This window comes from Paenibacillus sp. B-A-8 (genome assembly GCF_048572915.1).
GTDB lineage: Bacteria > Bacillota > Bacilli > Paenibacillales > Paenibacillaceae > Paenibacillus_AQ.
Genome location: NZ_CP183882.1, coordinates 2,136,967 through 2,158,644 on the forward strand (window position 1 = coordinate 2,136,967; position 21,678 = coordinate 2,158,644).

The 21,678-nt window shown below is 44.6% G+C and carries 16 protein-coding genes; 11 read left to right on the top strand and 5 right to left on the bottom strand.

Annotated features, from left to right (window positions below):
- Positions 1-45: 45 nt before the first annotated feature.
- From ACN6MV_RS09165 to ACN6MV_RS09175, 3 genes are all read right to left on the bottom strand, one after another.
- The gene (locus ACN6MV_RS09165; protein ID WP_419886198.1) at positions 46-1,731 is read right to left on the bottom strand and encodes a hypothetical protein; all 1,686 of its coding nucleotides are present in this window, start codon (positions 1,729-1,731) and stop codon (positions 46-48) included.
- The gene (locus ACN6MV_RS09170; RefSeq protein WP_419886199.1) at positions 1,728-8,462 is read right to left on the bottom strand and encodes a DUF7507 domain-containing protein; all 6,735 of its coding nucleotides are present in this window, start codon (positions 8,460-8,462) and stop codon (positions 1,728-1,730) included. The genes ACN6MV_RS09165 and ACN6MV_RS09170 overlap by 4 nt, the downstream gene beginning before the upstream one ends.
- Before the next feature lie 121 nt (positions 8,463-8,583).
- Positions 8,584-9,228 (bottom strand): methyltransferase domain-containing protein, encoded by a 645-nt coding sequence (locus ACN6MV_RS09175; protein ID WP_419886200.1) that lies wholly within the window; start codon positions 9,226-9,228, stop codon positions 8,584-8,586.
- A gap of 206 nt (positions 9,229-9,434) precedes the next feature.
- Between ACN6MV_RS09175 and ACN6MV_RS09180 the strand changes: the two genes are divergently transcribed.
- Positions 9,435-9,902 carry a hypothetical protein gene (locus ACN6MV_RS09180; RefSeq protein ID WP_419886201.1) on the top strand — a complete coding sequence of 156 codons (468 nt, stop codon included), beginning with the start codon at positions 9,435-9,437 and terminating at the stop codon, positions 9,900-9,902.
- A gap of 83 nt (positions 9,903-9,985) precedes the next feature.
- Here ACN6MV_RS09180 and ACN6MV_RS09185 read toward each other — a convergent pair whose 3' ends face one another.
- Positions 9,986-10,447 (bottom strand): hypothetical protein, encoded by a 462-nt coding sequence (locus tag ACN6MV_RS09185; protein WP_419886202.1) that lies wholly within the window; start codon positions 10,445-10,447, stop codon positions 9,986-9,988.
- Between the two features lie 169 nt (positions 10,448-10,616).
- Between ACN6MV_RS09185 and ACN6MV_RS09190 the strand changes: the two genes are divergently transcribed.
- Positions 10,617-11,000, top strand: coding sequence for a DUF423 domain-containing protein (locus tag ACN6MV_RS09190; protein WP_419886203.1), 384 nt, complete (start codon positions 10,617-10,619; stop codon positions 10,998-11,000).
- A 168-nt stretch (positions 11,001-11,168) separates the two neighbouring features.
- Here ACN6MV_RS09190 and ACN6MV_RS09195 read toward each other — a convergent pair whose 3' ends face one another.
- The gene (locus tag ACN6MV_RS09195; protein WP_042125848.1) at positions 11,169-11,696 is read right to left on the bottom strand and encodes a hypothetical protein; all 528 of its coding nucleotides are present in this window, start codon (positions 11,694-11,696) and stop codon (positions 11,169-11,171) included.
- 216 nt (positions 11,697-11,912) lie between these two features.
- On the opposite strand from ACN6MV_RS09195, the gene ACN6MV_RS09200 reads away from it, so the two are divergent.
- From ACN6MV_RS09200 to ACN6MV_RS09240, 9 genes are all read left to right on the top strand, one after another.
- Positions 11,913-12,215: a YunC family protein gene (locus ACN6MV_RS09200; protein WP_341111609.1), complete on the top strand. Its 303-nt coding sequence runs from the start codon at positions 11,913-11,915 to the stop codon at positions 12,213-12,215.
- A gap of 244 nt (positions 12,216-12,459) precedes the next feature.
- A complete protein-coding gene (locus ACN6MV_RS09205) occupies positions 12,460-12,921 on the top strand; it encodes a Dps family protein (protein ID WP_419886204.1) in 462 nt (153 codons plus the stop codon).
- A 310-nt stretch (positions 12,922-13,231) separates the two neighbouring features.
- On the top strand, positions 13,232-14,014 hold the full coding sequence (sufC, locus tag ACN6MV_RS09210) for a Fe-S cluster assembly ATPase SufC (protein WP_042125854.1): 783 nt from the start codon (positions 13,232-13,234) through the stop codon (positions 14,012-14,014).
- Positions 14,015-14,041: 27 nt separating this feature from the next.
- Positions 14,042-15,343, top strand: coding sequence for a Fe-S cluster assembly protein SufD (sufD, locus tag ACN6MV_RS09215; RefSeq protein WP_419886205.1), 1,302 nt, complete (start codon positions 14,042-14,044; stop codon positions 15,341-15,343).
- Positions 15,340-16,566 (top strand): cysteine desulfurase, encoded by a 1,227-nt coding sequence (locus ACN6MV_RS09220; protein WP_042125858.1) that lies wholly within the window; start codon positions 15,340-15,342, stop codon positions 16,564-16,566. The genes sufD and ACN6MV_RS09220 overlap by 4 nt, the downstream gene beginning before the upstream one ends.
- On the top strand, positions 16,553-16,984 hold the full coding sequence (gene sufU / locus ACN6MV_RS09225) for a Fe-S cluster assembly sulfur transfer protein SufU (RefSeq protein WP_419886206.1): 432 nt from the start codon (positions 16,553-16,555) through the stop codon (positions 16,982-16,984). Before ACN6MV_RS09220 ends, sufU begins: the two co-directional genes overlap by 14 nt.
- 24 nt (positions 16,985-17,008) lie before the next feature.
- Positions 17,009-18,406 carry a Fe-S cluster assembly protein SufB gene (gene sufB, locus ACN6MV_RS09230; protein ID WP_042125862.1) on the top strand — a complete coding sequence of 466 codons (1,398 nt, stop codon included), beginning with the start codon at positions 17,009-17,011 and terminating at the stop codon, positions 18,404-18,406.
- A gap of 215 nt (positions 18,407-18,621) precedes the next feature.
- Complete coding sequence (locus tag ACN6MV_RS09235) at positions 18,622-19,488, top strand: helix-turn-helix domain-containing protein (RefSeq protein ID WP_231574103.1); 867 nt, start codon at positions 18,622-18,624, stop codon at positions 19,486-19,488.
- 428 nt (positions 19,489-19,916) lie between these two features.
- A complete protein-coding gene (locus tag ACN6MV_RS09240) occupies positions 19,917-21,677 on the top strand; it encodes an ABC transporter ATP-binding protein (protein ID WP_042125863.1) in 1,761 nt (586 codons plus the stop codon).
- The last annotated feature ends 1 nt before the right edge of the window (position 21,678 follow it).

Consider the following 21,678-nt stretch of genomic DNA (forward strand, 5'->3'; position numbering starts at 1 on the left):
GGTGTAACTAAAGTATATTCATGGGGATGGGGGATATGTGATTTCTTATTCACTGATCTCTTCCACGGTCAATGTATAACTGTTCGACTGACTGTCGCCAGTGTATTCACGTCCATCAAGATTGAAGAAATATTGAGCGGTTACTAAGCCTTTAAGGAAACGACCCAGTACATGTTCACTTACCCTGACAAAATAATGGATGTTTACAGTAGCAGCAGCTTTGACTGTCCCTAGCGACAAAGTGCTATTAAATGATGATTGGGGATGTGGAATTCCGTCAATCACAATGCTGCTAGGATCCAAAAGACATTCCTCTGGCGTCAGCCGATTAAGGGATACTTCAGCTGGCCAATTTCCACTATTCGTTAGGGAGATCCAGCACTGGACGTGTTCTCCTGCTTCCACAAGGGTAGGCTTTGCATGTGTTTCGAGAGAAATGACAGGTGTGACTATTAAGGTGGTAACAGTATTGGAGCGGGAGGTTTGTCTTACTGTTCGTCCGTCCGGGAGCACAAAGGTATATTGAACACTGCCATGGTTTTGTACAGCTGCAATGGCATGGATATTTATAGCTGCAGGTATGCTCACTTGAAAGACCACGACCGTAGAAGTTCCGCCTCTTAATGTACCAAGCTGAATGCCATCTGCAGGACGGGCCCCTTTTAGCATCACTCCGTTTAAAAGAACGCTATCCCATACGAAAAGAGTACCAGAAGGGATGGCATCCGTCAGGATCGCATTTACTGCCATGGTTCCGCTGTTGGTTACCGTTAGCTCATATCTTAGGTTGTCACCTGGAGCAGCTGTAACATGATCTACTCTTTTGCTGATACTGACACCTGCCAGAACAAGGGAGACAACCACAGAGTTACTCTCGGTCGTATTTGGATCCTCATCGACAGAATAAGTGACCAATGCACGATTTGTCAGGTCCAAGGATGGAGGGATCTCTGTAACTCGGACGCGAAAGGTAATGTCAATGCTTAAGTCTTTATCCAGTTGACCGATTACTATTCCTTGTGTTGGATCTGATTCTGGATAATAGATTCCACCTGCAATGACACTCCCTGGAATGAATACGGCTCCGTTTGGGATAGAAATCGTAGCGGTGATTTGGTTTAATAGGCTGTTGCCTTCGTTCGTTAGCCGCAATGTATAGGTAACAACATCTCCTATAAAAGAAGTTGGAGTGCTTGCAGACAACGAAGTAGAGAGCTGGTACGAACGTAAAGAAACTAGTACGGAATTAGAATATAAATCTCCATTAATGATTCTTCCCTCCGGTGTAGTAAAAGAAAAACGGCCTAGCGCTTTATTTTGCAGCATTAACGAAGAGGGCAATGAAATGATGACGACTTGAAAGGCGATGCTCACTTGACTCTGCGGAGCAATAGAACCTAGCGTTATGCCTGAAGACGGTGTAGCCCCTGGAAGAGGCACACCGTCTCTTAGCACACTGTTGGAAATAAAGGAAACACCTTCTGGAAGAATGTCATACACCGTTAGCACAGCTTCTGTATTTCCATTATTAGAAGCTGTAATGGTATAAACGAGGGTGTCACCTAATGAGGCATGGAGTTTATCTGTACTCTTCAGCAATGAAAGTACCGGGCCCACGACCGGGGTGTTAACGGTATTGGAATAGACAATGCCGTCAACACCCGCTGCCGAGTTGAAGAGTACCATGGATTGATTGGTTACGACAGGCTGGGTTTGTGAGCCGGGAATCATAACGCTACTACCTGAACCTGGAAGGTGATGGTTGAAGAAGCACCAGCAGCAATCGTTCCGATGGCAATACCGGAAGCCGGGCTGCCATTAGGTCGTGGGGTTCCGTCTACAGTGATACTGCCGGTTACAAACTGGCTGCCTGCTGGGATAGGGTCAACCATGATGACGTTATTAACTGGTGAAATCCCCAAGTTGGTGACAACAATCGTATAGGTGATGATATCGCCGACAACCGCATCGATAGAGGTGGTGCTCTTAACGACACTCACATCCGGAGAAGAGACAGGGATAATAAGGACGTTTGAAAGTGAAGTTCCGGTGAGCAGACGACCATCTGGTGGCGTGAATGAGAAAGTTGATGAAGCTTGATTGACTAATTGCTGCGGTGACGGGAGAGAGGCTATAGTAACCTGAAGGGTTATGGTCACTGTTACCGTACTTCCCGGAGCAACTGCTCCAATATTTAATCCGGTAGACGGGTCGGCACCTGGTTGTGGCACTCCGTTAACGAGCACGCTGTTTGGAACAAAGATAGCTCCGTTAGGAATCGTGTCAGTAATAACTACATTTGCTATAAGATTACCAGTGTTCGTTACATTTAGAGAATAAGTAATCGTATCTCCGACAGTTGCTGCAGTTCTATCCGCACCTTTGACAACAACGATGATAGGCTGATATACCGGAATAACAAGTGTATTAGAGAAGGAGGATCCCGAGAAGGCTCCAGAAGTGAAGCTGACGGAAGCTTGGTCGGTTAGCGTTGCTGGATTAGGCAGTACATTGACGATAGTGCTAAACGAGATATTGACCGTAACGCCCGGTGCAATTGTGCCCAATGAGATACCATTCGCAGGGTTGGCATTAAGGTGTGGGATACCATCAACGAGCACACTGCCAGCGATAAACGAAGAGCCCGCCGGTATGGGATCACTGATGTTTACATTGCTGATATTGGCTATTCCACTATTGGTAACTGTCAGGTTGTAGATAATAGTATCGCCTACAACGGCATCTGTAGCTGGTGATGACTTAGTTACAATAACATTCGGTGAGGATACTGAAATAGTCGACGTGTTGGAATTGATCGAGCTGTTAAATGTCCGGCCATCAGGTAAGGTGTAAGCAAAGGCAACGGATGCTTGGTTAATTAGCTGCTGGCTTGCCGGCAGTGTTGTAATGAGTACTGAGAACATGACAGAAAGTGTTGCACCTGCGGATATCACGCCGAGTGGTATGCCAGCTGCAGGATCCGCTCCCGGAGCCGGGGCGCCTTGAATAAGTACGCTGTTAGGCACAAATGTCGTCCCAGAAGGAATAGTATCACTCAGCGTAGCCAAAGCCCCGTAATTACCTGTATTGGTTACGTTAATTGTGTAGGTAATGGTATCACCGACGGTCGCATGAACTGAATTTGAGCTTTTTGCTGCGGCTAGAATAGGTAAATAAATAGGTGTTGATACAATATTTGAAAAAGCTACATTAGAGAGTACCCCTGAGGTGAAGCTAACTGTTGATTGGTTATTTAGTAAGCCTGAAGGTGGCAATGAGACTGTGTTCACTGTGAAGGCTACAGTTACGGTTACACCGGGTGCTATACTGCCTAAGGTTACCCCTGTGGAAGGACTAACCCCCGTACGAGGCACTCCATCTACTAGCACGCTTCCTGATACAAATGTAGTACCTGCAGGAAGGGCATCCGTGAAAACGGCATTATTCACCGCTTCAATTCCGTTATTGGTAATCGTAACCGTATAGGTAATCGTGTCTCCCACTGTAGTTGATGTAGTTGGTGTGGATTTCACTACTGCCAAATTAGGAGAAGAGACGGGGATAGTAATCGTATTAGATAGGACAGAACCGCCAAGTGTACGCCCATCCGGAAGCGTGAAGCTATACGCTACCGTACCCTGATTGACCAGTTGTTGTGGGTTTGGCAATGAGGTGATATTTACTGTGAACACTACTGCTGTTGTACCACCTGGAGGAATAACTCCGGCAGGAATCCCCGTAGATGGATCTGCTTGTGCTAAGGGGAGTCCATTAATAAGCACACTGTTCGTAACGAAGGTAGTGCCAGCTGGTATGTTGTCAGTAACAATCAAACTTGCCGGGTAATTTCCCGTGTTACTAACGGTCAGGGTGTAACTGACAGCGTCACCTGTTGTAGCGTTATTTGTACTAGCTGTTTTGACAACAGAGATGTTCGGCTGGTACACAGGGATGGTAACGGTATTGGAAAAAGTGGAGCCGGAAAAAACACCTGATGTAAAGGTTACGGATGCTTTATTGATGAGTGTAGCTGTGGGAGGAATAGAAGTTACAGTAACACTGTATGCAACCAGCGCTGACGCTCCAGGTCCCAAGGTACCAATAGAAATTCCGGAAGAAGGGCTCAGGTTTGGAAAAGGCACTCCGTTCACGGATACGCTACCCGTTACAAAAGCAGCACCTGCTGGTGTTGGATCATTAAGTAATACGCTATTAACAGCTTCTAAACCGTTATTTGTAATATTTACGTTATAAGTGACCGTATCTCCGATCGCTACGGAAGTTGAGCTTGAGCTTTTGACAACGACGATATTAGGAGCTGAGACTTGCAGTGTGACTGTATTAGATACAGCAGTTCCGCTTAAAGGTCTACCGTCAGGAGGGGTAAAGGTAAAGCTCGCAGAAGCTTGATTACTGATTTGTTGTGGTGAAGGCAGGGAAACAATGTTAACTGAGAAGCTAACAGGGACACTGGTTCCCGGTGCGACACTTCCTACAGCGATGCCGGTATCGGGTGCTGCACCTGGTTGCGGCATACCCCCTACAATTACACTGTTAGGGTTAAAAACAGTCCCAGCTGGAATGTTATCAGTTAAGGTTACATTTGCAGCAAGATTACCTGTATTACTTACTACCACTGTGTAGATGACTGTATCGCCTACAACTAGCGCATCGAAATCACCGTCTCCATCTACGGCACTTTTGACTAAGGAGATTTGGGGTTGAATGACTGGAGTGCTAGTAATATTAGATGAAGAAGAACCGGAGAATACACCGGATGTAAAACTGACGGATGACTGATTATTAATCTGTGATGGTATCGGCATTGTTATCCTCACCTCGAATGTTACGGTAGCTGTCGCGCCTGGGCTCAGACTACCGATTGGAATGCCGGCGGACGGAACTGCAAACGGCTGAGCAATGCCGCCTACAATTACGGTTCCGGAAATAAAGGTTACATTCTCAGGTAAAGGATCACTGAGAATGATGTTACTTACTGAAGCAATACTGTTGTTCGTCAATACAGAGGTGAATGTCAAAACATCACCTGTAACGGCAGTAGAAGCGTTCACGCTTTTTACAACTTTGACGTTAGGCGCAGAAACAGGAACAGAGAGCGTGTTGGATGCTACATTTCCTCCGAGTTGCCGCCCGTCTGGGAGGGTGAAGCTATAAGTTGCCGAAGCGGAGTTCAACAACATCTGTGAAGGAGGTAATGCTGTTATCGTGACCAAAAAGCTCACCGATACGCTGTCACCTGGTGCCAGTGGTCCAACTGGAATGCCCGTTGCTGGATTATATCCGGGAAGAGGGGTTCCACCAATAATTACACTGTTCGTTTCGAATACAGCTTGGGGTGGAAGTGTATCAGTTAATAGTAATGTGGCTGCAATATTCCCGGTATTGCTGATGAGAATTGAATAAGATAAGGATCCCCCAACGGATGCCTGAGCTGTATTCGCGCTTTTGATCATACTGATAATAGGTTGATACACAGGTGTTAATACCGTATTCGAAAGTGAAGAACCGGTGAAGGCACCGGATGAGAAAGAGGCACTAGCTCTATTTGAAAACTGCGCAGGATTTGGTAAAGAAGATGCATTCACTTTAAAAGAGACGGTTGTTGAGCTGCCTGCCGTAATACTACCGATAGATATTCCTGTACCTGGATTAGCGGTTGGTACAGATGAACCGCCCACAATAACGCTACCTGCTACAAAAGTGCCTCCAGTAGGTATAGGGTCAGAGACTACAACGTTATTCACAGCTACGCTACTTGTGTTGGACACTGTGATTGTGTAAGTCAGATTTTCACCGACAGCTACAGAAGCAAGGTTAGCGGATTTGGTTAGCGTAATATTTGGAGCGGAGACTGGAATGCTTAAGATGTTAGAGAGGCTGGCCCCGGATAATGATCTTCCGCTTGGTAGTTGGTAGGTGTAGCTGCTGCTGCCTTGATTGTTCAGAACTGGTGGTGAAGGCAAAGATTGTACAGAGACCAGAAAGGTTACAGGAACACTAGCCCCGGAAGCTATAGTTCCTAAGTTAATCCCTGTAAGTGGAGAGTCAGAAGGCCTAGCAACACCGTTAACTGTGACACTTCCCGACACAAAGGTACTTCCCGAAGGGATATTGTCACTGATGAGAACAGATGCCCCGATATTTCCAGAATTCTGAACATTCAACGTGTAGAGAATATTGCCCCCTACAGTGGCACTAGAAACATTCGAACTTTTGACAACCTGGATAACAGGTTGGTACACGGGAGTTGTAGTCGTGTTGGAAAGTGAAATGCCAGTAAACGATCCCGAGCTGAAGGACGCAGAAGATCTATTTAATAGTTGTGCAGGACTTGGCAATGAAATCACGTTGACCTGAAAGGTGACTGTAACCGAACCTCCAGGAGTGATGGACCCAATAGAAATCCCGGTCCCAGGATTAGCGGAAGGCTGTGCCGTTCCACCAACCGTTACACTTCCCGAGACTAGTGAAGTCCCAACAGGGATACTGTCCGAAAGCGATACGTTGGAAACTGCTGCAATTCCATTATTGCTGATTACTGAGGTGTAGAGTAATGTATCTCCTACAGCGACGTCAGCAAATCCAGCGCTTTTGACAACCGTAACATTGGGTGTTGTAACTGGAATAGATAGTGAATTGGATGAGGCTGATCCAGCTACGGTTCGCCCATCTGGAACTTGAAAGGTATAAGCGGCGCTCGCTTGATCGACCAGCTGCGGTGGAGAAGGAAGACTGTTCACCACTACGCGGAATTGGACGGTAGAGCTTCCTCCAGCAGCTATCGTTCCAATAGCAATACCTGTAGCAGGATTTCCAGCGACAGGTGCTCCATTGACGGTAAAGCTACCCGCAATATATGAGCTTCCTGAAGGAATATTGTCGGTAAGGGTTGTTACAGCACCGATATTTCCAGTGTTGGTGATTTGAAGAGTGTAGGTGATCTGATCGCCGACCGTCGCATTTGCAGTATTGGCAGTTTTTACAATGTTAAGAACGGGGGAATATACCGGTAAAGTTACTGTATTAGATGGAATGACCCCCGTCATGATAGGACCGCCAGCTACGCTTTGAAACGTAAAAGCAGCATTGGCGGTATTAGCTATATTTTGTGGACTTGGTAATGAAGTGACTTTGGCTTGATATGTAACCGTTATTGAAGTGCTCAAGGCTAATGACCCCAAAGAGATCCCTGCTGTAATATCAAAGGTGGGCTTCGATACGCCGGCCACTACAACACTTCCGGTGACAAAGGCTGATCCTGTAGGCAGCGCATCTGATAAGACGACGCTAGCTGCACTCGCTGTACCAGTGTTACTGACAGTTACTGTATAAGTTACTGTATCACCAACTATAGGTCCGGACACATTGGCACTTTTAGTAACGTTTATTTTGGGTGCATTGATATCGACTTGTATAGCATTTCCATTGAGTACATAAGCATCGCCAGAGGTAGTTAATTGTAAGATCGCTGAAGACTGGTTATTTACTAATCTGGCCGACACGTCAACATTGGTAATATCCCAACCTTGTCGACCACCGATGATGTTAGTTCCTGGATTCCCATTCGTCTGATTGCGCGTTCCGAATGTTCCGGTTGTATTGAGATTACCTGAATCATTGTTGATTTGTGATGCGAAAAAATTGTTAGCAAAGTTATTGGGTCCAGATAACGCTACGAGTGTAGCTGCAGTTGGACCAAATAGGGCCTGATCGCCTGAACGGTTTGCATCTCCCTCCTGTGCGCTGAATAATGCTCTGCCTCCAAGCGCACCAGTTATTGGTGTTGCGAATCCAGTGATCGTAGTTGAAACCGGGGCAGATGTTGCCTGTACAAGTATTGCACCTGCCCGTAAGGACATATTACGGAAGGGCAATGATGTATTTTGATAGATTACACCGAGTGTCCAGCCCGCATGGTTAGCTGTGGAATCACTAGGAATAACGATCGTGCCAACTACACCGCCAGTGGTGTAGGTTCCGGCGCCGCCTTGCGAAATAATACTGGTAACATTGGCAGAACGTACATATGCGGAAGCACCACCTCCCAAATCGACTACGTTACTTGTTGCAGAGTCAGGAGTAACGCTAAAGGTAGTCCCGGCAGGGGTTATGAAGGAGACTGGGTTGTTTATGGCCGCACTGAGATTCACGGTTCCATTAATATAGGTACCGCCCCAAATCAGCTCTGCATATAGTACAGTGCTACCTGAGGGTAGGACCAGTATGGCTGATGAACTGTTGCTTGTATAAAGACTAGTAGTTCCATTAGGATAGGTGCCAAATACGGATGAAGTGTTAACAGTGGTAAAACCGCCGATGCTGTCCAGTGTCCCTGGCACTCCGACTGTATCAGAGCGACTAAGTCCAAGTGTGTTGCCTGTAAATGTGATAGCACCGGTCGCATTGATCGTTGCCCGTACGACTAGTGGAATGATTCTCACCTCCTTCGAGGTTAATTTGCTTTAAAAAAAGTGAACCGCCCCATATTCAGGACGGCACATTTAATACCTGTATGTTAGCCTATGACGCAAATCGGGTATAATTGTATGTCCCATCAATAAATTATAGGAAAGTTTGTCTATCGTGTGATTTTAGCCTGCGTTTCATAAGAACACGGGGTTCAGCGAAATGCCCTCTACTCATCAATTCCAGCTCATGAATGGAAATATCTTCTTTGATTACGGTGAAATGGTACATGATTTCATGCACAACATTGGCTTGAAGCGTCTTTAATATTTCTAGTTCTTCTGTTTCGTAAAGAGGGCTTTCATATGGATATTGATAGAATAGCTCCATCCGTAGCAACCGGTAATCGAACGGTGGCACGGGTATGGGATAGTCTGGAATTGCTGGGCATACTGGACCGGATGAGGGCTGAAAAAAAGACCCTGTAAAATAACGCGGAGTATATTCATCAAACTTCTGCTTGAAGGCAGGGTTGGACATATGGGCATAGCTGTGGGCATAAGGAGCCAGAATACAAACAATGGCTTTGTGGATGCTAATTCTGTGAATTTCCGACATAACCGCGTATAAATCCTCCATATAGGGTAATACACGACTAGCCATTACAAACTCGGCGGTATTGTCCGGCAAAGGGATGCCTTGGCTAATGTCACAGACAATATCCACATCGGGACCCGCGATACGATCGATCCCGAGATAACCTGTTTCTTTACTGGATCCGCAGCCGATATCGATTCTCAAGGCGACCACTCCTTAGGGATAAATCAGGCTCAACACTATTGTATTAACCCCGCTTCAGCCTGCATCCGGCGGATGCCTATTAAACAATGGAAGTTATTAATAATTAACGTATTATGAAACCTAAGCAGAGTTGATAACGTTTAAAGGAGTAGGCTTGTGGAAAATGACTTTGAAAACAACAGCTAAACATAGAGGAGGCAGTCAACATGAAAAAACAACGTACCTTACCCGCCATAGCTGCAATCGCAGCATTAACACTAGCCTTAACCGCTTGCGGTGCTACTAATAATTCAGCACAGCCATCTGCAGAACCAACTGCAACAGCTTCTCCAGTACCAACAGAGGAGAGCACAAGCACACCTGTACCTACAGAAAGTACGAGTACAACTGCACCAACAGAGAATCCAAGCACACCAGCACCAAAACCAACTGCAAATCCAGAAGCTAAAGTGCTTAAAGGAACAGGCATTTACGTCGGACAAATAGATAGTCATTCTGTTGAGATTGAGACCAAAGAAGGTCCTACGGCCTTTGAGATTACAGCTGGAATGGAGAGCATACTTGAGAAGCTGAATACGGATGATTCCGTAGTTTTTGAATATGTAGAAAAAGCAGTCGAAGGCGATGCAACAGTTAAACAACGTGTGCTTTCAAAGCTGTCACTTGCAAAGTAAAAGAACTCATTTATGAATAACAAAAAGGCTGTTCCTGATTGATTTCAGGAACAGCCTTTTTATCTTTGATTTTGCAATGAACGTTATAGCGTCCCAGCATTGACTAAGAAAATAGTAATAAGAAGCATAAAGAGTAGGATAATAATACCGTTGATGAGGGTGCCTATAACGCCAAACACCTTACGCCGTTTCCGGATAGAGAGTCCTATAATGCCGATGACAACACCAATTACATTTAGAGCTGAAAGAATAATAACAGTCATTCCGAGAAGCATGATGGACTGCGATGATTCGGCTAGTAGATTCGAGTTCTCGTTAACCATTGAAGAAGCCTTCATAATAATGAAGAGAAAGAGGGCTGCATAACCTAAAATGGTCACTAGGCTGATGATGAAAGAAGCAATACCCGGTCCAGAGTGTTGTAAGTCACGATCTACTTTTTGATACGAAGACTGAGAATCCACTTCTGGCTGACTCTGATAAGGTTGGTGATTTCCTACCTCTGCTGTAGGTACATTAGATTTTGAGAGAGAATTAAGGTCCATGGGTTGCACTCCTTGAGAGATAAGAATGAAATGTTGTTAATATCCACTTTTTCATATTGATGCTAAAAAAGCAACCCCCGATTGTGGCTAATTCGTAAATGGCTGCTGGAAAAAGCAACCGGCAATCGTTTATGATAGAAGAAGTCTAATAGTAAGGAGTTGTATTGGTATGCAACGGAAATTGATGGCCTGGGGGGCTTTGCTAGCTATGCTGGCAGTAGGAATAGGTGCTTTCGGAGCTCATTTACTAAAGTCAAGGATCACTGAAGATTATATGAAGGTATATGAGACCGGTGTGCAATACCACATGATACATGCACTTGGTGTGATTCTAATTGCACTGATTGTAGGGCAATGGGGAGAAAGCACCCGGTTACGCTGGGCAGGACGGCTGTTAATAGCAGGTACTATTTTGTTCTCAGGTAGCTTGTATGTTCTGAGTATTTCGGGGATTAAAGTGCTTGGAGCGATTACACCTCTTGGTGGTGTATGCTTCATTATCGGTTGGTTATTCCTAGCCCTAGAGGCATTCTCCCGTAAAACTACGCTCTAGACGTTAAGAATGACTAGCAGGATTTGGGTATTGCGTGAAAATGAAGGGATCGTAGTAAGTGCAAAGAGGTAGTAGCTCCGTTTTAGGGCTATTGCCACTTTGATAACAGCAAATAAGCACCCATTCTCTCTAAGAGAATGGGTGCTTATTTACATAAAAGGCATGCGCTTACAGAAATTCGTCAATCTCATTTAGATTAAAGCGGTATACCTGTTTCTCATCCACGTGATAGACACTAATAGAGTTGGCTGCTTCATCAAAATTTAAAATCCGACAGGGCATGGACACTTGTTTCCCGTACCGATTCGCTCGTAAACGTACTAATTGGTTGTTCTGAATGTACTGTCGAATCTTCCCGTATGCATCAGCTGGCGTCTCAATAGCTGACTGCTGTGCAGGCAAATCTGCCTGTTTATCTATCGGTTTATCGAGCTGCTTCTTAGAGGTCTTTGGTGGCAGCTTTAATGAAGTGGGAGGAGCAGAGCTTTGATTCAAGGCTATTTTGGCAGAACGAAGCAAGCTGTCAATGGTTCTCCCCAATTCAAGACCGGAGTTAATGTTGAAATCTGTGATTTTGTCATTATTGTTCAACATTTCAAGCAGATATTGCAATGCAAGCGGGTTGGTACGGGCATTAATCAGGATGTCGACATTGAATAAATAGTTGCCGTCTGTGTGTTGTAGTTTCTCGTCCATAGATCCCCCAGCTTTTCGTTTAAACATTCCTTTACAATTATATGAATGTAAATAAACTATAACATTAAACAAGTAATAATCATATACCTGACACTAGAGAAAATGGGACCAAGGTACTGTGTTTTTTTACGAAAAGCCTAGGACTACCAACCGCACATCAGCAGGGCGTGGAGCATACATATACAACGTGGATCGTTAATAAAGGAGGTGCTGCTATTGGTTACCATGGAGCCTATTACCGTAGGTGAACATACGCTGATCGGAGTAGAGGTTAAGCTTCCGAAAACAACGCTGCTCTCAATCAGCACAAGCCGAGGTTATATAATGTGTGGAGCGCTGGATGTTGGCCTGCTCAATGAGAAGCTCAGTGATCGGCAAATTATCGCAGCCCGGGCGGTTGGTGTACGTACACTGTCACAGCTGCTAGCTGCCCCATTGGAGTCTGTAACTTTAGAAGCGGAGCGTTTAGGTATCGTACCAGGCATGACAGGTGCGGATGCATTGCTTCTTATGGTCTGACTGAATAATCTTACGAAATCCAAAACACAAGAGGCCTTGGGCCTCTTGTGTTTTTTTTGTAAGGATTAGAATTTTAACGTAATCGGAAGTGTCTTTAGTGTTAATAATTTCAATCGAAGGTTTATGGAAGGCTTCTCCTTGTTTCGTCATACATGCTAAGGGGTAAATTAAGAATAGACAAGTTACTGCCGGACGAAAGATGAAGTGGACCGGTAAATATAAAGGATAAGGATGGGATCATATCATGGCTAAAGCATCTAATAAAATAAACACAACTTCACTGGAACAAATTTTGAACCGTCAGGTTGCTAACTTAAATGTATTGTACGTTAAAATTCACAATTTTCATTGGTACGTAAAAGGAGAACAATTCTTCTCACTTCACGTGAAATTTGAGGATCTATATAATGAGGTGACCCTCCAAATGGATGAAGTTGCAGAACGTTTGCTGAGCATCAAAGGAAGTCCCGCTGCGACGATGAAAGAATATCTAGAATTGGCAACGATACAAGAAGCTACTGGTAAAGAGGATACACGGGGAATGGTCCAGTCACTGATTGAAGACTTCGCAACCATTTCCGAAGAATTGACAGAAGGTATTGAGCTTGCCGAGGAAATTAAGGATCAGCCAACATCTGACATGTTTATAAAAATTCGTGGTGATCTTGAGAAACATCAATGGATGCTGCGTTCTTACCTTAGCTAAACGATAAAGCGGATGAAATAAGGCTTCCTGCGGGAGGTCTTATTTTTTGCGTTAGGCCGCTCAAAAATCTGTATGGGTGATTAGCGCTGAAAATAGCGGAATTATGCGGTATATCATAGGGGAAATAAAAAGAGATATTTGTAAAAAAACAGGGTTTGTTATAAAATTGTTGAGAATCATTGATAATCATTGTGATTCAATTTATAATAATTATAATGTGATATAGAATCTAATTGTGCTGGGAATCAGGATCATCCTGTTTCAATACAACTTTTGATTTCGCAAATCGATCAATGGAGGGAATAATATTATGGCAGCAGATTTTGTCATTGAGGGACTTAAAGCGACGATTGAGGGAAAAGAGATTTTGAAGGGGATTAACCTTCAAATGAAAGGTGGCGAAATTCACGCCATCATGGGACCAAACGGTACAGGTAAAAGTACCTTGGCGTCTGCTCTTATGGGTCACCCTAAATATGAAGTAACTGAAGGAACGGCAACACTTGAAGGTGAAGACCTTCTGGAGATGGCGGTTGATGAACGCGCACGTGCAGGTCTATTCCTTGCTATGCAGTATCCGAGTGAAATTTCCGGGGTAACGAACTCCGATTTCTTGCGCTCTGCCATTAATGCCCGTCGTGAAGAGGGAAGCGAAATCTCTTTGATTCGTTTTATCCGTCTTATGGAAGCGAAGATGAAGGAACTGGACATGAATCCTGAGTTTCTACACCGTTACCTGAACGAAGGCTTCTCCGGTGGTGAGAAGAAACGTAACGAAATTCTTCAAATGATGATGCTAGATCCAAAAATCGTGATTCTGGACGAAATTGACTCTGGTCTTGATATTGATGCTTTGAAAATTGTAGCTGAAGGCGTAAACTCCATGCGGAGTGAAGATCGTGGCTTCCTGGTTATTACCCACTATCAACGTCTCTTGAACTACATCAAACCTGATTTTGTACATGTTATGATGCAGGGCAGAATTGTGAAATCCGGAGGTCCTGAGCTTGCACAACGTCTGGAAGCTGAAGGCTATGAGTGGATTAAAGAAGAACTTGGAATTGAAGACGAAACAGTAGGGCAAGAAGCGTAAGAAACGCCAGGAAGGAGGAGAACACTTATGACGACACAGACCATTCTTCCGGTGGATGCCGAGCGCTTGAGCGAATTATCGCATAGTAGCGGCGAACCGGGTTGGCTGAAAGAAAGCCGCTTGAAAGCACTTGAACTGGCAGCTACTCTGACACTGCCTAAATTAGAGAAGACACGGATTGATCGTTGGAACGTGAACAATTATGGTAGCTACAAAGCAAGCGAACCTATTGTTTCACTGAAGGATGCACCTGCTTCCATTTCTTCCTTGATTAAGGATCAGGAAGAAGGCAGTCTGATTATTCAACGTAACTCTGGTGCAGTATATACACGACTGGCTCCTGAGCTTGCAGCACAAGGTGTTATTTTTACCGATTTGCAAACGGCTGTAAAAGAGCACGGAGATTTGGTACAACGTTACTTGCATAAGGCAATTCAGCCTGACGAGCATTCTATCGCTGCGCTTCATGCAGCATTGTGGAACGGTGGAGTATTCCTCTATGTTCCTAAGAATGTAGTGGTTGAAACTCCACTTCAGGCGGTGCTCTTAACAGATGATGCGGAAGCTTCATTTGTTCCTCACATTCTGATTGTAGCGGATACTAACAGTTCCCTGACATACGTAGACAACTACGTGTCGGATAAAGAGGAAGCTGGATTGCACAATGGTGCTGTAGAAGTATTCGTGGGTGCAGGTGCTAAAGTTCGTTATGCTACAGTACACCAGTTGGGCGTAGATACAACAGATGTAACTTACCGCCGAGCTGTTGTTGAGAATGACGGAACCATCGAATGGATTGTTGGTGAGATGAACTATGGTGATACAGCAAGTGATACCAAGTCTGTTCTCAAAGGCAATGGCTCTAGCTCGGATGCTAAAGTAATTGCTGTAGGTACGGGATCACAGAAACTGAATTACACTACTCAAGCTCAGCATTTCGGCAAAAATACCCCAAGTGACATGATCACTCGTGCGGTTATGCGTGATAATGCTACTTCTATCATTAACGGAATTACCAAGATCGAGAAAGGTGCTACAAGAGCCGACGGTCAGCAAACGGAGAAAGTATTGATGCTGAGTCCAAAAGCCCGTGGTGACGCCAATCCGATCCTGCTGATTGATGAAGATGATGTTACAGCAGGCCATGCCGCTTCCGTAGGACAGGTCAATCACGAGCAAGTCTTTTACCTGATGTCCCGCGGAATTACACGGCATGATGCAGAAACTCTGATCATCTATGGCTTCTTGGCTCCTGTTGTGTCGCAAATTCCACTAGAGGGACTGCGCAATCAGCTCCAATCTCTTGTGGAAAGGAAGTTAGGTCAATGATTAGCAACGCCATCCGGGAGCAATTTCCCATACTGAACCAAAATGTGAACGGGCATCCACTAGTCTATCTAGACAGTGCCGCTACTTCACAGAAGCCTCGCCAAGTGATTGAGGCGGTCAAGTCGTATTATGAGTGGGATAACGCCAACGTTCACCGTGGCGTTCATACTCTAGGCAGCCGTGCAACAGATGCCTACGAGGGAGCCCGGGAGAAGCTAGCTAAGTTTATTAACGCCCGCAGCACTAAAGAAATTATCTTTACGCGCGGTACGACCACTGCTCTAAATCTTGTAGCCTCTTCTTACGGGCCATCTGCAGTGGGTGAAGGCGACGAAATTGTCATCACTCTGATGGAACATCACAGTAATTTGATTCCTTGGCAGCAGCTAGCTAAGAAGACAGGTGCTACATTAAAATATATACCGTTGCAGCCCGACGGAACGATTACACTTGAAGATGCTGAGAAGACGATTACGGATAAAACCAAGATCGTTGCTATCGCTTATGTATCTAACGTTATGGGAGTTACACATCCGATTAAAGAGCTTGCGGCTATTGCTCATCGTCACGGTGCGGTCATTGTCGTAGACGGTGCACAGAGCACGCCTCATATGAAGGTCGATATGCAAGATCTGGATTGTGATTTCTATGCACTTTCCGGACATAAAATGCTAGCACCGACTGGAATTGGAGCTTTGTACGGCAAAAGAGCACTACTCGAAGCCATGGAGCCTGTTGAGTTTGGTGGCGAAATGATTGATGATGTAGGTCTCTATGAATCGACATGGAAAGAACTCCCTTGGAAGTTTGAGGGAGGTACACCGATCATTGCTGGTGCTGTTGGATTAGGTGCAGCCGTAGATTTCTTACAGGAAATCGGTATGGATGAGATTCACAGCCATGAGAAGAAGCTTGCAGCATACGCAGAGCAGCGTCTATCTGAAATTGATGGCTTGACCATTTATGGTCCCATGAGTCGTGAAGTTGGCGTTGTCACTTTTAATCTGGGTGACGTTCACCCGCATGATGTCGCTACAGTGTTAGATGCGGAGGGCATTGCCATCCGTGCTGGCCATCACTGCTGTCAGCCGCTGATGCGCTGGCTGGAAGCTAGCTCTACAGCACGGGCGAGCTTTTACCTGTATAATACAGAGCAGGATGTAGATCGACTGGTGGACGCTTTAATCAAGACAAAGGAGTACTTCGGCTATGAACTTGGATGACTTGTACAGACGCGTAATTATGGATCATTATAAAAGTCCTCGGAATCGTGGTTCATTTGAAGATGATGCTCTGAAAATTGAACTGAATAACCCAACTTGTGGTGACCGTATTACACTTCAGCTTAAGGTAGAAGATGGAATTGTAAAAGATGCCCGTTATAACGGTGAAGGTTGTTCGATCAGTATGTCGTCGGCTTCGATGATGACTGAAGCGATCAAAGGACAGACGGTTGAACGTGCACTTGAACTAGCCGATAACTTCTCCTTACTGATGAAGGGTGAAGACGTGGATTTTGGAGATTATGAAGATATTGAAGCCCTATCGGGTGTGAATAAATTCCCTGCGCGGATCAAATGCGCTACACTGGCTTGGAACGCGCTTCGTAAAGGAATTGACGAAGAAGAGCATCATAAATAACAGTAGAACAAGGAGGCTGACACCATGGCTAAGAAAGCGCCTGATATGGAAGAATACCAGTACGGGTTCCGTGATGAGCATAAGTCGATATTCCAGTCTGGTAAAGGTTTGACGGCCGAAATTGTTAAAGAAATTTCAGCAATCAAAAATGAACCACAGTGGATGCTTGACTTCCGCTTAAAATCTCTAGAGCAATTTTACAAAATGCCGATGCCAAAATGGGGCGGCAACTTGGATGATCTCGATTTCGATGATATCCAGTATTATGTAAGACCTTCCGAGAAGCAAGGAAAGACTTGGGAAGAAGTACCTTCTGAAATTAAAGAAACCTTTGATAAACTGGGTATCCCAGAAGCGGAACAAAAATTCCTCGCTGGTGTCTCGGCACAATATGAATCTGAGGTTGTATACCACAGCATGCAGAAGAGCCTTGAAGATCAAGGGGTAATTTTTACAGATACCGACACTGCACTTCGTGAACATCCGGAATTGTTCAAGAAGTTCTTCGGAACGATCATTCCACCTGCTGACAACAAGTTTGCTGCACTTAACAGTGCCGTTTGGTCAGGCGGAAGCTTCATCTATGTTCCTAAGGGTGTGAAATGCGAGGTTCCTTTGCAGGCTTACTTCCGTATTAACTCCGAGAACATGGGACAATTTGAGCGTACTTTGATCTTAGCGGACGAAGACAGCTTTGTGCATTATGTAGAAGGATGTACAGCTCCAATCTACAGCACGAACTCCCTGCATAGTGCAGTTGTTGAAATCCTGTGTATGAAGAACGCTCGCGTTCGTTATACTACAATCCAGAACTGGGCTCCAAATATCTACAACCTCGTTACTAAACGTGCGGTTGCAGAAGAGAATGCTACGATGGAATGGGTCGATGGCAACATCGGTTCCAAGCTGACTATGAAATACCCTGCGGTGGTTCTTAAAGGCCGTGGCGCTAAAGGTTCAGTACTGTCCATTGCGGTAGCGGGTAAAAACCAGCATCAGGATGCAGGTGCCAAGATGATCCATCTGGCTCCAGACACAACATCCACTATTGTCTCGAAATCGATCAGTAAGCACGGCGGTAAAGTAACTTATCGTGGTCTTGCTTCCTTCGGCCGTCAGGCAGAAGGTGCGAAATCGAACATCAAATGTGATACGCTCATTTTGGATAACGAATCCACTTCGGATACTATTCCTTACAATGAAATTATGAACGATAACATCGTGCTTGAGCACGAAGCGACCGTGTCTAAAGTTTCTGAGGAGCAGCTGTTCTACTTGATGAGTCGCGGCCTCACAGAAGCTGAAGCAACTCAAATGATCGTTATGGGCTTCATCGAGCCGTTCACGAAAGAACTGCCGATGGAATATGCGGTCGAAATGAACCGCTTAATCAAATTCGAAATGGAAGGAAGTATCGGTTAACCTTATTTATCAAGGGGTATCGGCTTCACTCTAATAGTTAATATCAAATACGTATTCGCAGTGGTCTTGAGTCTTTTATGCTCAAGTCACTCGGATACGTATTTTTTTTGTGTCAAAATTTAGTCAATGAACAGTAAGCTTATGGAAGCAGCAAGAAATGTCCTGTCCTGGACGGAGGTTAACATTATAATAAAATCAATCGTTGCAACGAGGAAGTGAAGAAGCTGGGTTATCTAGAATGTTTGCAGGAAACTATTGATTACATCGAAGAAAATCTAAAAGGTCCGATTTCCATTGAGGAATGTGCGCAGCGGTCAGGGTTCTCCAAATTTCATTTTCATCGGATCTTTGGTATCCACCTTGATGTCACTCTAATGGAATATGTTCGCAGGAGACGGTTGGGTTATGCGATGGTTGATGTCATTAATGGCAGAAGAATTCTGGACATTGCGCTGGACTACGGCTATAGCTCAGAGAGATCATTTAGTAGAGCCTTTCAGCAGGAGTTCGGTCAAGTACCCAGTAGTTGCAGAAATGTAAGATATGCCTTGCCACCAAAACCGCTGCTAAATGAACAAATAAACCAATTACGCGGAGGAATTAAAGTGGACTATTTAAGTGACGTTACGATAGGCAGCTTGGGCGCAATGAAGGTAGTGAGTGGGGTAAGGGTCAGTGATAATCCTGAAGATGAGGTCATTAACTTTGTCACTGAATGGGCTAAGAAGTCTGGAATTAAGACAGATGCAAGACAATTTGGTTTTGATATTCCTGTTAGTGATGAGGATCAAGAGGAAGGGCTACGGGGCTACGAATATTGGGTGGTTGTAGAAGAAAAGCCTTATCACCTTGAATCGGGGCTTAAATTTAAAGATGTTGAGGACTGTAAATATGCAATCCTGCGGATTACCGAGCCGATGATTGACCCTTTTGAGCGTATTCCGCTAGGATGGAAAAAGCTTGCCGGATGGGTAAACAGCAGAGGCTACAAAACCTCTTGTGATCAGGAACGCTTCTGGCTGGAAGAGAAACTGGAGATCAACGGTTCGGAATACATGGATCTTTATTTTCCAATAGAATAGTTACTGCAGGGGCGCCCAAATGTGACCTACAAGTTAAACACTTTGAAAAAGAGTGTCCTTCTTGTAGGTCATTTGTATTTAATCCAACAAGACTGGTTCATTTGGGAATCGGAGGGAATTTTTCTATCGATAGGATTTAATCCGAATTTTATGTAAAAAACCTGATAAAGGCTTTCTTTGAGGGACCTGATCTTGACAAGGATCATGATCTTTCTTAATTCAACAGCATTAAGGAGGAAACTCGAGTATTTTAAGACAATGATGGTCGTTTATCACCTATATATGGGGCTTTTTTCCGAAATAACAGGATAAACGATCAAATCTACCCTTTGCCGCTTTAAATTAGGGATGATACACTGCTTAAAGTCACTAAAATTGTAAGCGCTAAAAAAACAGCTTTACTACGTAAAGCTCTAAGGAGGAGAGATATGGATGTTCTCAGGCAACTGCGAGGCTATTACCGAGAGAAGCTGCACTATTTAATTCTTTCGATTGTATGCTTGGCCGCCGCAACTGCAGTGGGGCTAATTACCCCCAATTTGTTAAGAAGACTGATCGATGATGTAATTGTACCCCTAAAGTTTGATGAGGTACCCGTGTTAGCCCTTAGTGTGTTAGCGGTAGTAATTGTAAAAGCATGTCTGCAATTTGCACATGGTTTTTTTGGAGGACGGTTAGGTAATTTTCTAGCATACCGGCTACGTAACGCTTGTTATGAGAAATTGCAATTTCTATCTTTCCGTTATTATGATACCGCGAAAACAGGAGATCTGATGTCCCGGCTGACCGGGGATTTGGAAGCGATCCGGAACTTTATCGGTTTTGGTTTTGCTCAGCTGCTCAATGTGTTTTTTATGGTGTTTTTTGGTTCAATTATGATGTTTTCGCTCAATTGGCAGCTAACCTTAGTAACTCTGATTACGATGCCAATTCTGGCGTTTATAGCATTAAAATTTGAATCGAAGATTCACCCAGCCTTTCAAGAGATGCGTCTTGCGCTCAGTTCTCTGACAACGGCTGTACAAGAGAATATTACCGGTGTGCGTACGGTTAAATCGTTTGCCAGAGAGGCTCACGAGGTAGAGAAATTCTCACACCGTAATGAACGTTATAAGAATAATCAGATTTTTGCGGCAGAGCTCTGGAGTAAGTTTTTCCCGGCGATGGAGTTTTTAGCTTCAATCAGTGCAGCTATTCTGCTTGGAGTTGGCGGGACGTTAGTTATCAAGGGGAAAATGTCACTAGGAGAACTGGTTGCCTTTTTCAGCTTGATTTGGTATATCATTGGACCGATGTGGGGTCTTGGATTCCATATTAATAACTATACACAGTCCAAGGCATCGGGAGAACGTGTATTAGAAGTACTTAACCAGAATATTGATGTGAAGGATAAAGAGAATGCTCGTGAACTGGTATCTTCAGAGGTTAAGGGGGATGTTGCCTTTAATCACGTGACATTTGCATATGGGAACAAATTGCCTGCGGTTACTGATATTCATTTTGAAGCTAAATCAGGTGAAATTATTGGATTTCTTGGAGGCACAGGTTCAGGTAAATCTACAATTACTCAACTGATGATGCGTGCTTATGATGTTAATGAAGGTAGTATTACGCTGGATGGCATTGATATTAGAGAATACAATGTGCGCAGCCTGCGGTCACAGATTGCCACTGTATTCCAGGAAACGTTCCTGTTCTCCTCGTCCATCCGCAACAATATTTCTTATGGCTTGAAAAATGTAAGCATGGAAGAGATTATCCGTGCTGCGCAGTTGGCTAAGGCGCATGATTTCATTATGGAGATGGAAGACGGTTATGACACTGTAGTGGGCGAACGCGGAATGGGGCTCTCTGGTGGACAGAAGCAGCGGATTGCCATCGCAAGAGCATTGCTTAAGAATCCGCGTATTCTTATTCTCGATGATGCAACTAGTGCCGTCGATATGGAAACAGAGCATGAGATTCAAGCTGGTTTCCAAGAGGTCATGAATGGGCGTACAACACTTATTATCGCCCATCGGATATCCTCCTTGCGACATGCTGACCAAATCATTGTCATGAATGAAGGTCGTGTTCAGCAGCGTGGTACCCATCAAGAGCTAATTGAAGTTCCGGGTCCATACCAAGATGTATACCGGATACAATATGCTGACTATCTGGCCAGAGCTACCGGAAGAGGGGAGGAGTGAG

What these genes read in the sequence shown, in the direction of transcription:
- ACN6MV_RS09165 (WP_419886198.1), bottom strand. Translation starts at nt 1,731, where the DNA reads ATGATTCCCGGCTCACAAACCCAGCCTGTCGTAACCAATCAATCCATG.
- ACN6MV_RS09180 (WP_419886201.1), top strand. Translation starts at nt 9,435, where the DNA reads ATGAAAAAACAACGTACCTTACCCGCCATAGCTGCAATCGCAGCATTA.
- ACN6MV_RS09185 (WP_419886202.1), bottom strand. Translation starts at nt 10,447, where the DNA reads ATGGACCTTAATTCTCTCTCAAAATCTAATGTACCTACAGCAGAGGTA.
- ACN6MV_RS09190 (WP_419886203.1), top strand. Translation starts at nt 10,617, where the DNA reads ATGCAACGGAAATTGATGGCCTGGGGGGCTTTGCTAGCTATGCTGGCA.
- ACN6MV_RS09195 (WP_042125848.1), bottom strand. Translation starts at nt 11,696, where the DNA reads ATGGACGAGAAACTACAACACACAGACGGCAACTATTTATTCAATGTC.
- ACN6MV_RS09205 (WP_419886204.1), top strand. Translation starts at nt 12,460, where the DNA reads ATGGCTAAAGCATCTAATAAAATAAACACAACTTCACTGGAACAAATT.
- sufC (WP_042125854.1), top strand. Translation starts at nt 13,232, where the DNA reads ATGGCAGCAGATTTTGTCATTGAGGGACTTAAAGCGACGATTGAGGGA.
- sufD (WP_419886205.1), top strand. Translation starts at nt 14,042, where the DNA reads ATGACGACACAGACCATTCTTCCGGTGGATGCCGAGCGCTTGAGCGAA.
- ACN6MV_RS09220 (WP_042125858.1), top strand. Translation starts at nt 15,340, where the DNA reads ATGATTAGCAACGCCATCCGGGAGCAATTTCCCATACTGAACCAAAAT.
- sufU (WP_419886206.1), top strand. Translation starts at nt 16,553, where the DNA reads ATGAACTTGGATGACTTGTACAGACGCGTAATTATGGATCATTATAAA.
- sufB (WP_042125862.1), top strand. Translation starts at nt 17,009, where the DNA reads ATGGCTAAGAAAGCGCCTGATATGGAAGAATACCAGTACGGGTTCCGT.
- ACN6MV_RS09240 (WP_042125863.1), top strand. Translation starts at nt 19,917, where the DNA reads ATGGATGTTCTCAGGCAACTGCGAGGCTATTACCGAGAGAAGCTGCAC.